The sequence below is a fragment of the Coleofasciculus sp. B1-GNL1-01 genome (genome assembly GCF_040220235.1).
GTDB lineage: Bacteria > Cyanobacteriota > Cyanobacteriia > Cyanobacteriales > Coleofasciculaceae > Coleofasciculus.
Genome location: NZ_JAVJTO010000134.1, coordinates 25,645 through 37,576, shown reverse-complemented (window position 1 = coordinate 37,576; position 11,932 = coordinate 25,645). Strand labels below are relative to the sequence as shown.

The 11,932-nt window shown below is 45.6% G+C and carries 7 protein-coding genes; 4 read left to right on the top strand and 3 right to left on the bottom strand.

Translation table 11 applies throughout. The features are described 5' to 3' along the window. Positions 1-60 precede the first annotated feature (60 nt). Both RID53_RS31345 and RID53_RS31340 read right to left on the bottom strand, forming a co-directional pair. Positions 61-945, bottom strand: coding sequence for a DUF928 domain-containing protein (locus RID53_RS31345; protein WP_446391821.1), 885 nt, complete (start codon positions 943-945; stop codon positions 61-63). 504 nt (positions 946-1,449) lie between these two features. Beyond that, positions 1,450-4,215 (bottom strand): CHAT domain-containing protein, encoded by a 2,766-nt coding sequence (locus RID53_RS31340; RefSeq protein ID WP_446391820.1) that lies wholly within the window; start codon positions 4,213-4,215, stop codon positions 1,450-1,452. A 678-nt stretch (positions 4,216-4,893) separates the two neighbouring features. Here RID53_RS31340 and RID53_RS31335 point away from each other — a divergent pair. The 4 genes from RID53_RS31335 to RID53_RS31320 all read left to right on the top strand — a co-directional run bounded on the left by RID53_RS31335 (position 4,894) and on the right by RID53_RS31320 (position 10,531). Next, the gene (locus RID53_RS31335) at positions 4,894-6,033 is read left to right on the top strand and encodes a DegT/DnrJ/EryC1/StrS family aminotransferase (RefSeq protein WP_446391819.1); all 1,140 of its coding nucleotides are present in this window, start codon (positions 4,894-4,896) and stop codon (positions 6,031-6,033) included. Next, positions 6,020-8,935, top strand: a complete 2,916-nt coding sequence (locus tag RID53_RS31330; protein ID WP_446391818.1) for a hypothetical protein — start codon at positions 6,020-6,022, stop codon at positions 8,933-8,935. Before RID53_RS31335 ends, RID53_RS31330 begins: the two co-directional genes overlap by 14 nt. A gap of 415 nt (positions 8,936-9,350) precedes the next feature. Then, positions 9,351-9,905, top strand: coding sequence for a pantetheine-phosphate adenylyltransferase (gene coaD, locus RID53_RS31325; protein WP_446391817.1), 555 nt, complete (start codon positions 9,351-9,353; stop codon positions 9,903-9,905). After that, entirely contained in the window at positions 9,812-10,531 is a 720-nt protein-coding gene (locus RID53_RS31320) for an ATP synthase F0 subunit B (protein ID WP_446391816.1), read from the top strand. The genes coaD and RID53_RS31320 overlap by 94 nt, the downstream gene beginning before the upstream one ends. 241 nt (positions 10,532-10,772) lie before the next feature. Here the strand turns inward: RID53_RS31320 and RID53_RS31315 are convergent, their stop codons facing one another. Then, positions 10,773-11,555 (bottom strand): hypothetical protein, encoded by a 783-nt coding sequence (locus RID53_RS31315; RefSeq protein WP_446391815.1) that lies wholly within the window; start codon positions 11,553-11,555, stop codon positions 10,773-10,775. Positions 11,556-11,932 lie beyond the last annotated feature (377 nt).

Sequence of the window (11,932 nt, the reverse complement as noted above, 5' to 3'; positions counted from 1 at the left end):
CGGGAAATAAATTTTTTCGTCAACCCTGTGCCTTAACTGGGTCGAAGGTTACGTCACTTTTTATTCTTCTCTATCATTTCTACCCTCGGCTTGGTTTTCACCAATATGTATGTCTTCAAAAGTTGATATCAAAGGTGCATTAATAATGTCTTCCAACTCAGCATACTCCAGCAAATTTTCCCATGCCGATACCACATCTGGATTATTGGGTTTGCTTTGACGAAGCGCCGCTAGATTAACGACTGCATTCTGCCAAATCCCAGCCTCAGCATACACCGCCACTTTATCCAGATCTTCTACTGAGTCTAATGAAAGTGTTAGGCTTGAATCCATTGAGATGCGGCGGATTAATCCCTCGACCAAGGGATCGTTAGGATCACCAGCTTGACAAGTCATCGACACCAACCATTTATAATCCTTACCGATGTCCAATGGGGGTGCATTTTCAGGTACACTAATACTATAAATTCCTGGAGTTTCTGTTAAATTTAGTCTCACTGTTTCACCAATTTGCTGATTTTGGTTATCTTCCACTCTCAATTCTAGGAAGTTAGCAGAGGTGGGAGGAACATAAACCAGAAATGTCGGTTGCTCTGAGACCGTTAACTGAAAATTAACTCCAACCGGGGATGGCTCTGATTCCTGAAACTCTGGGTTCACTAAAACCGTTGGTACAAGTACTGTTAGAGAGTGAGATACTGTAGCATCATCTTCAATACTTTGATCCTGAAAACATCGTCCATCATTGCGCTTTCCTGCACCTGTGGTGATCTCCGGTGCAGGTTGGTCAGGGTTGGGTTGAAAAATTACTCGTTTTGATTTAATGTAAGAGGGTATTTCGATCTGTGCTTGTGTAATTAGGTAAAAATTAGGAATTATCCCTAGTTCTAATAACACTGATGCTGACAGAATGGTGATATACCGAGAGAGTTTTGTACAAACCATGATCCTCTCCTAATCATAATTAATGAACTCACATCGCATATTTTAAGGCATTTTTGCGTTGAATGATTACAACGCTATAACACCAGATTTATAATCAGACTATCTACTTCAAATCTACCCCACTAGAATAATACGACACCCAAATTACCATTGTTATTTTCCATTTTTTACTCCTTACTTTCCTAAAAGGTATAGTTTTTACTTTTTGCAACCACTAACTTTGGTTACTGAACTGATGCTTTAGTAACGTATTACCGAAGTTTAAAATCAGTTAATAGCTATACAAAATCTATCAAGACCCTAGATTACCCGCATTTAGATGGTAATCTTGGCTCAGTTGCTCTGTTGATTAAAAAGATAATCGCTGCCTCTATTAAATAATACCTTAGCCCTGTTTCCGTTCAAAAAAATCTCAAAATTTCTTCTAAAAAAATTGAACTTTGACACAAAGCCTTACAAAATGAAATAAATTATTTCTCGGTGAAAGGATTTAAGTTAACATATTCAAAGCCAATTACCCAGCAACACAAACGGTGCCCAATAGTAAGGATGTCTGAATCTCGACTGCTGCAATAGCGCCAACTGAGCCTGACGCAACGCTTCCGCCTTGGTGACATTGGCTTGTGCCAATTCCTGATAAAATTTCACCATCAACATCGCCGTAGACTGATCATCCACTGACCATAACGTCGCCAACGTACTCCGCGCCCCCGATCGCACCGCGACTCCCGCTATTCCTAACGCCGCCCGTTTGTCACCTGCGGCGGTTTGACAAGCGCTCAATACCAGCAATTCCAAGGGTTGACGTTCCCTCTCCTCCCGCACCTGGAGAACTTCCCCTAACTCTTTCACATTGACGCGATCGTCCCACGCCAAAATAAAGGTATCTTCAGCATCAGAACTAAACTGACCATGAGTGGCTAAATGAACCACTGGAAATGGCGCAGCGCTAATCTCTTCTTGCAACGCCGCGCTAGTAAATTGCTGATTCAGCAACACCTGCGCCGGAATCTCCGCCTGAATCTGCTGCACCTCCGACTCCACACCCGGTAGCGCGGGAAAGTTCTGCTTGGCTTCACTCAATCCGCCAACTAACACCTTAATTGGAGTACGGCTTAACGGTTGGGGTTCCAGGATTTGTAGACTTGGAGTCAGGGCGACACTATATTTTTCAATCAGATAGTTTTCACCATCATATAATGCTGCCATGGGCAGGCTTTTCAGGGAACCATCTAAAGCAAATACTAAAGTTTTAATCTCAGATGCGGCTAACTCCGTCTCAATCGGTTGCACCAACCAATCGTACAATTGAGAAAACAGAGGTAATCGTTCGCGATCGCTTGCTACTCGTCGCAGAGAACGGCGGGTTTGAGCCAGAACCGTTTCTACTTCTGTCTCAGATATATTAGTCGCGTAATGTCGTAGCGGTTGATTGGCGATCGCGATAATCACCTCTACTCGATCCGGTAAAATAATCGGATAAATTACCGCCGCATTCCCATCAACTTGGTCAACCGGTTCCGGTTGCGCCGTCAAACAAGCTTCACGGAAGAAATTATCTAATTCGGCTAACTGTAGCGATTCAATTACCTCACGGGCTTGAACTAAATTCTTCTGGCTAATCCCTTGATCACCCGGTTGCAACAATAAGCTAACAAGTTGGCGATAAATTGGTTCTACACTCTCTCGAAATGAGAACTGTAATTCTAAATTTGTCGCCACTAAATCATTCCGTAGGGAATTGAGAGAATGAATCGCTTCTTGATAAGCAGCAACAGCGCTAGGATAAGCAGAATTATCGGCAATCCCTCGGTCTATCTGAGCTTTCAGCAGTCGTCCTAACTGCCATTGCCACAAATAAGCAATATCAGGAGAATTGACCGATTGCGTCAAAAGTAACGCCTGTTCGGTTAGCGTTTTTGCTTCCGACCATTGTTGAATATACTCGTAAATCTGACCCAAATAACCCAAAGCGTAAGATTCCGCCCGTTTGTCTCCTAACTCTTTGGCTTGCTCAATTCCTGTGGTTAGAATTTGAGCCACCGTTTGTGGGTTCAGGGTGGGTTTAGTTACGTTAGCGGTTTTCTCTGGAAGGTTATTAGTTAAATCCACCCCTAGGATGGGGAATGGGGCGGGTTTAGTTACGTTAGCGGTTTTCTCTGAAAGGTTATTAGTTAAACCCGCCCCTACAATTCCGGCTTGCTGACGCCACAGTTTGAGGAAACTTTGGCTAAAATTAATTCGAGCATAAATGCTGCTACGATTTATGGGTAAATTAGCAAATTTTGACTGTATTTTCTCGGCTAATTTTTCCGCGTCTTCCCAATTTTCTAGTTCTATGAATAAACGCAGTTGGTTTAACTGTGCCTGTAGGGTTGTCGTGGCTGAAGTTGAAGACGCGATCGCCTGTTGATAAAACTCAATTGCCGCCTTCAATTCTCCCTGACTGTACGCCGTATTCCCCAAGCTCAAAAACGCCGCCGGAATCCCTGAAGATAAGTCTAACTCTTGGGCAATAGTTAAACTTTCCTGCAACACTGTCTCCGATTCTCCCAAGTCACCCACCAAGCGCAACGTATCACCAAAACTCAATAATCCAGCCGCCTTTATCGCCGAATCTGGCTGATTTTGCAGCAGTTGGTTCACCTGTTCTAAAGTCGTCCTAACTCGCGGATAAAACCCCAAAACTCGCAAGGCTTGCGCCTGATTCATCAAGCTACGCACCACCCCAATGTCATCGCCCACCTGCTGATAGGTTTCTGTCGCCTCCTCCCACGTCTTCAGCGCCTGTTCCGGTTGTCCCTGTGCCAATTGCAGCTTCCCCTGCGTATTCAGCACCTGCGCCAAAATCCTCGTGCGATCGCGACTAGCTGTTTCAGTTTGCAAAAGGTGTAAACTCTTCTCAATTGCCTGATTTGCTGGCGTCCACTGTCCCAACTGCTGATAGGCGAGTGCTAAATTGCTCAGTACCATAGCTTGATTCAGGGAATCCCCTTGACTGGCAAAGAGATCGGCTGCCTGTTGCCAAGCGGTGATAGCGTGGGCAAATTCCCCCGATTTATATCGTTGTAAACCCACTTGCACCAATTCAGCCGCATTTGAGGGAGAAACCTGAACCACGGAAGTATGGGGAATCGCCGCCTTCACCTCACGGATTCCCATTCGGCTAGGGAAATCTTGCCACGCCAATGCAACCGTCAACACCGTAGTCAAACCCACTAAGCCTAGATACTTGAGGAATTGCTTGAATCGTTTTCCTGTAGCGCTCATTGGACTATCTGAAATGGAACTATAGCCGTGAATCCAACTTCAGGATACTCCGCTTCATTGCAATCTTGCACCGTTATAGCACTACGCACTCAAGTTAGGACATAAAAGAAAAATTCAAATCGCTCAATCCCTTGTCAGGCAAGCTTTTGTCTTCACTATTGCCTATTCCCTATTCCCTATTCCCTGGCGCGTAGCGCTATATCAGTCAACCTAAACCCTCCGGATAGAGGAAGAGCGATCGCGGGAAATAAATACAAGACCCACATATCGCCTAATTTTGAAATTTAAGCGATAATGTGGGTTTTACTCAGGGTTCAGCAGGGTGCATCTGCTTTTCTTAGTTTGCCTGTTCCAGCGCGGTTTTAGGTGTAGCTATGATAAAGATGGTTTGAAGAGTTTGTGAAGCATGGGGGGAGGGGGGAAATAAGGGAGATGGGGAAGCTGGGGGAGATGGGGAAGCTGGGGAAGCTGGGGAAGCTGGGAAAGATGTTAGCTGTTGGCGTTATTTCTGCCTTCTTGTACTAGGTTTAGCTGCATTATTGAGCGTCTCAAGACTTATCAGGATTGCCCACTTCCACCCTCAAAGTGATGGATTGAGGAGAGTACACATCAGCAGGATTCCCTTTTTCCGCAAAATTTGATTTATTGGATTGGATAAAAACTTCTAGGTGTAAGCGAGTGAATCACATTCCCCCTATTGATCTGGCACGACAGTATCAGCGCATTGAAAAACAAGTCAGTGCGGCTGTTCAGGAGATACTCACCTCTGGACGTTACGTGGGTGGGCTTCCGGTTCAAGGCTTTGAGGAGCAATTTGCGGCGTATATGAATACCAGCGAATGCGTCGCCTGTAACTCTGGCACAGACGCCTTGTATCTGGCGCTGCGAGCCTTACAAATTGGACAAGGGGACGAGGTGATTACCACGCCCTTCACGTTTATCGCTACGGCGGAAGTGATTACCCGGGTGGGGGCGACACCTATTTTTGTGGACATTGATCCCCAAACCTTTAATCTTGACGTTAATCAGATTGCGGCGACGATTACTCCGAAAACAAAGGCGATTCTACCCGTTCATTTGTTTGGACAGCCTGTGGATATGACGGCGATTATGGACATCGCCCAAGCGCAGGGTTTAGCGGTGATTGAAGACTGCGCTCAAGCAACGGGCGCGGAATGGGCAGGACAAAAGGTGGGTAGTATTGGACATATTGGCTGTTTTAGCTTCTTTCCCACCAAGAATCTTGGGGCTTGTGGGGATGGTGGTGCTGTGATTACCAATGACCCAACCTTGGCAGCTACAATCAGAATGTTGCGGGAACATGGAATGCGCGATCGCTACCATCACGAAGCGACAGGGATCAATAGCCGTTTAGATGCCCTACAAGCGACCATTTTACAAATCAAACTCGGTTATCTCGATCAATGGAATCAAGCACGCTCTCAGATTGCTAATCGGTATCATCAGTTATTACAACCTGTTCCAGAAATCGCCTTACCTCAAGAAACTCTAGGAAGCCATGCTGTCTGGAATCAGTACACGATTCGTCTAACTAAAAACAGTCGCAGCAGTGACTATCGAGATCACGTCCGCCAAAATCTGCAACAGATGGGCATTATTTCGATGGTTTATTACCCTCTACCGTTGCACTTGCAGTCGGTTTATCAGAGCTTAGGGTATCAAGTGGGTGATTTTCCAGTTGTTGAGCAAGTGTGTCACCAAGTTTTGTCTCTACCTATATTTCCAGAATTGTCCTTCTCCGAACAGCAGCAGGTAGTCTATGGTTTAAAAGATGGCTTGATCAGTGCGGCTGAATAACCATCGCTATCTCAATGTATTCGCGCAGGATAAACCCGTTATCGTAGTCTGGCGTGACAAGTTAAGTCACAATAAAAAATATCAGCCACCCGGTCAACGGATTAATTTTGTGCGAGTTGTTCTCGTCTACCTCACCCATATTGGTGGATTGTTGACCATCTGTTTCTTGATTCACAGATGGATACCGACTCTCAGGGAACCCCTCTGGGCGACTCTATTCTTGGCGCTGATGGTGGCAGAATGGAATCTGAGCAAAGGGCAAACTGTTGAGCCGAATCCCCCATTCCCTAGCATTAAACAAATTTGGTATCGCAGTTGCTGGCATTTGGGTTTTGTGCTAGCCGGACTCAGTTATGTCTTGCTAGCCGATGAGATCTTTATTGACCTATTTTTTGTTCCCGCTTCTATGCCACCTTGGGGACTCTTATGGCTGTTAACCCCGTTAAGTTTAACTGACATTGCCAGCCGAAGTACGCGATCGCGCCAAGGGAACAAAGAGGCTAATTCCTTTCTCAGAGCATCGTTGAGGGATTCTCAAATGAGTCTTTGGTCATCGGTAGAAGATGCTGAGTTAGACTCGGATACTACTTCTGATCAGGAGCTAAACTCAAAGCAAATCCAAGTATTTTGGTGGAGTGCGATCGCCTTATTTCTCGTCCAAGGGCTAACCCTATTCCAACCGGATATCAGTCTCATCGGTTTGGGTGTCGCCACTTTCGTGATGTTCATCAATAGCTGCTATCTCAAGCAACCCTTAGCCGCCGCGATCGCGATTGGATTTAGCCTAAGTTTTGGTGCAGTGTATCTGGCACAAGGCATTGCCGGATTATCCCCAGTGTCTTCTGCTGATTGGTATTGGGTGGGCGCGATCGCCATTTTCGGATTATGGCTGCTACGGGCTGGCTTAACGCCCCAGTCTAGCAAGCTAGCTCAATTGTACGCTCAAGCCTGCGATCGCTGGGCAATTGCTTTGTCTACTACGGAACTAGGACTACTGACGCTGCAAAGCGCCAATATGTATCTAGAATTCATTCCATCCAGTTGGCAGTACCTGACTGCATCAATGCTCATTGGTGGTGCTATTCTTTACCGATATTGGCATTCTTTTCCCAAATTCAGTATTTATGGCATTAGTTGGGCAATAGAATTGACAATCGCTAATGCTATTGTACTGCTTAATGGTTCATCCTTAATCCTCGGTGCTGCGAACATTATCCTGGCATTTATAACACTAATTCTCAACCGTTGGTGGTTTGCCCCTTTGGGTAGGGAAGACAGGGAGCATTTAGAGACGTACCATGGCACGTCTGGAAAGTGGAGAGAAAATTGGCAAGAGATACTGGAATCTTTATCCTTAGTCTATGCCATGATTGGCATTAACTTGCGCTTTTCTTATTTCACTCCCTATACAGGATTGCTCACCCTAGGTGCGGCTTTAACGGGCATTATTCTAGGGCGTCGCCGTACTCAAGCCAAAGGTATCACCTATCTTTTCCTGGCAGGTATTTCCCTTGCCTGGTACGAATTGGTAATTTATTCTCTGATTGGCATTAGTTTACGCTTTTTTTATTTCACCCCTTATACGGGGTTGCTCACCCTAGGTGCAGCTTTAATCGGTATCAGCGTAGCGTATCACCGTACTCAAGCCAAAGGTATTATCTATCTTTCTCTGGCAGGTATTTCACTGGCTTGGTATGAACTGGTAATTTATCAGATACTGCAAAGCGATGGGGGAAATCCTGGGGATGGCTTGATTATTTTAGCGTTAGTCACGGCTGTACTCTGCTGTATTTATCGTTCACTCGCCTGGTTTTTGCGGTCGCGCGATCAGGCTACATTTTTCCATATCAGCGTCACCCAAATCGAAATTACCGCCCACATTCATTGGGCAATGGGTAGTGTCTTGATGGTTATAGCGGCTGGGATGTCTGTGGGAACCCCCCCTAACCTGATGGGATTTGTTGGACTTGTTCTCAGTTTGATCCTTGCTAGTTATGCGTTTTTCCAAGGAAATTTACGAATTCAACAACGCCAGTTTTCTCCCTCATTTCCCTCATCTTCCCCATTTCTCTCATCTTCCCCATTTTTCCCAGAGTCTCACATCTGGATATACGCCGGATTAACCGAGGTTGTCGCCATTGGGATTTATGCGCGTTTGATATGGACACCGTTAAGCCTATTTGATCCGTGGCGAGCCATTATTGCAAGTCTATTCGCGATCGCTGTTTATCAAACGTCCTGGTGGCGGTGGGGATGGAATGAGCAACCTTGGCAAAGATACGCCACGATATTGCCTCTTTTGAGCATTCTAATCAATCCTCAAACCCTCTCTTCTTTTAATTTATTGGTTCTTGCAGGTTTTTATGCCTGGGTCACCAATCGCCAATCTAATTTACGTTGGACTTACTTAAGTTTATTTTTCATCGATTGGGCAATTTGGCGTGTTTTGCAAAGTCAGCAGGTTAATGAACCCTTAGCCTATGCTGCCGTGATTGGTTATTTTTTCCTCTACATCGCCCAAATTGATCCAGAATTAAGATTACCGCAAAAACGGAATTGGCGTCACTACATCCGCTTACTGGGTAGCGGCATAATCTGTTGGGTAGCGTTAGGGTTTCATCAAGACGTTGGACTCATTCCGGGAATTATTAGTCTGGTTGCTATTGGTGCTGGATTAGGACTGCAAGTCCGGGCATTTTTAATGGTTGGAACGATCACATTTATTTTTACAGTATTTTACCAGTTAGTCTATTTTGGTTTTCGCTACCCATTCTCTAAGTGGATTATGCTCATAATTGCTGGCATTATTTTTATCAGCATAACCGCTAACATTGTCAAGCAACGTGAGCCAATTCTTGACCTTTTTCAAGATTGGATCGATCAATGGCGAGAGTGGGAGTAGACTAGGTGGGGACAATTAAAGTTAACGGTTGAGATTAGGGAACAGGGAACAGGGAACAGGGAACAGGGAACAGGGAACAGGGAACAGGGAACAGGGAACAGGGAACAGGGAACAGGGAACAGGTAAGGTAGAATTTCGAGTTAACTTCCCCATCTTCCCCAGCTTCCCCAGCTCCCCCAGCTTCCCCATCTTCCCCAGCTTCCCCATCTTCCCCAGCTTCCCCAGCTTCCCCAGCTTCCCCCGCTCCCCCTCACCACAACACTCCCTGCAGCAGCCCCTACTTAATCTGCCATCCAGCTTCTGTCTCCTTTGCCCTCTGCCCTGGAGCCTTCTGCCTCCTGCTATAAAGCCTCAACGATCAAATTAAATACATAACAGCTTATAATTCCTCAGTACCCCTCCAGATGTCTCTGTCGTGATTGCAATTTATCCAGGCAGCTTCGATCCGATCACTCTAGGACACCTCGATATCATTGAGCGTAGCTGTAAGCTCTTTGAGACCGTCATTGTTGCCGTACTCCGCAACCCGAGTAAATCGCCATTGTTTACAATACAAGAGCGAGTACAACAGATTCGCGGCTGTACCCAACATCTCTCGAATGTCGAAATCGATAGCTTCACAGGTTTGACTGTGGACTATGCCAAACTCAAAAATGCTCAAGTCTTACTGCGGGGACTACGGGTGCTTTCAGACTTTGAGAAAGAACTCCAGATGGCGCATACCAATCAAACCCTCTGGGATGAAATAGAAACCGTTTTTCTCGCCACGTCTAACGAGTACAGTTTTTTAAGTAGTAGCGTAGTGAAAGAGATTGCCAAATTTGGCGGATCTGTTAACCATCTTGTTCCCCCGCAGGTTGCCCTAGATATTTGCCGATGTTACGCCCAGAGTCATCCCGCATCGAACCCAACCAACTCTCAGAACCCAACCCCCCAGAGAAACCCCTTTCCTCTGGAACCCCCGATGTAGATATTCAGCGAGAACTGACTAAGCTAGAGGAGATGCTGTTTGATAGCCCACACATCCCTTTAACCAAGTACACTTTGATTGATGAAGAAGCGTTCTTAACCCAATTGGATGTAGTGCGGGCGAGTCTACCAGAGGCATTTGAAAAATCTCAAAAGATTGTTCAGCAAGGGGAAGATATTCTCCTACAAGCGGAAGACTATGCCCAAGAAATCCTAGAAGCCGCTGAACGACAAGCTCAACAGATTCTGGATGACATGGGGATTGTGCAACAAGCAGAACTGGAAGCCAAGCAAATCCGGCAACGGGTTCAGCAAGAGTGTGAAACGCTGCAAGAACAAACCCGGACTGACATTGAACAGATGCGCCGACAAGCCCAGCAGGAATTGGCACAACTGCGCCAACTCGCACTCGAAGAATGCGAAGACATTCAAAACGGTGCGGATGATTATGCTGATTCTGTACTCAATAGTATCGAGCAACAGCTTACTGACATGCTGAGGGTAATTCGCAATGGGCGTCAGCAACTTTACCAGGATGTACCACCCGGACAACCGCAAGATAAAGACGGGATTGGCGGATCTGGGTCTCGTTCATCCTCAGCGTCACCGAAAAAGAAGGGTGGGTAAGGGTTGAGGGCATTGGTGTCAACTTAAGGTAGAAAGCGAGGAGGGATGACAGAGGATGCTTCGCTTTTGTTGCATGGGAGAAGGGGAACCGAATTCTCTTACTCCCCTCTTGCTCCCCTCTCCCAAGCTTGGGAGAGGGGCTGGGGGTGAGGGGCTGGGGGTGAGGGGTTGAGGGTTGCCCCTCTTCCCGCCCCTAAGAATCTGTCAACCGAGTTCTAGGGCAGTCAATAGAAGTAATCGGTTATCTATTTAGAGGAATAAAATTATCATGGAGACTGACTAACCCGTCACCATAGATAACTTTGATTTCATGCTCACGTCCATTTTGTCCAGAAATAGTATAAAGAAACTGCTGACGCTCAGACTCTAAACCAATAAACTGATAATTGAGTGAGTCTAAAGAGAATAAATCCTTGTATTGTGATATGATTACCCTCAACTCGTCTTGACTAAACAAGGTTTCCTCACTATTCAAAACTCGGCTTAGCTTCTCAATGTCTTGGTTTTGAATGGCATCTATATACCGTTCTACTAAACGGTTAGCGTAAACAGAATAGAGCAAAAATGGATCATCTAACCGAATGGTTTGGTCTTGATAAACAGCAATCTGTTTACTAATCCCACCATTGTTAGCGATGCGGTAATTAAAGCGTTGAATCGGGGTTTGATTGCCTGTTTCACCCAGTTGTTCAACACCCAGACGCTCAAAATCAGTTATCTCTTCCCCTTGAAAATAAGTCTGATAATGGTTGAGTGCCGCTTGCACATTTTCGGTGGCGCGATCGCGTTCCATCAAGTAGGGCATAAAGAAGTTAACATTTTCCTGATTAATTGCCTGAATTGTGGCAGCAATTAACACATCAGCGTCTGCGGGTGTTAGGGGTTTAGCCGTTTGAGCGTCGGGAACTTGAGTTATGGTTTTTGGTGGTACTGTTTCCCCTTGACTAGACACTGTATCGGCTTGAGAGCATCCACAAAAGAGAATGCTGCACAGACTAATTATCAAAACAATAGACTTATTCATACTCGAACCGGGTAAAAGGTTTAATGTCGCCAAATCTTCGTCGTTGGCGCAACGACTACTAATAATTCTCCATCTGGACTCAACTGAACTCAGGGCAAACTAATGTCAGATTCAATTTGAGTATAAGAAGAATGATTTGATTATGAGGCTATCTGTTTCTCCAGGAATTTAACTTCCCCCATCCGGCTCATACTTTCGGGTAAGCTCAATAGTCAGGAGTTAACCCAAGACTGCTCGGATAAGCTCTAATTTAATTTTTTTCCAGACGTTCTACCACAACGCCTCTAAGTAGTCGTACAAAAGAAAACAACACCGTACTAAGTTTTGTAAACAAGCCTCAAACCCTTAAAAATGACGAATGACGTAGCTTGCTTCTC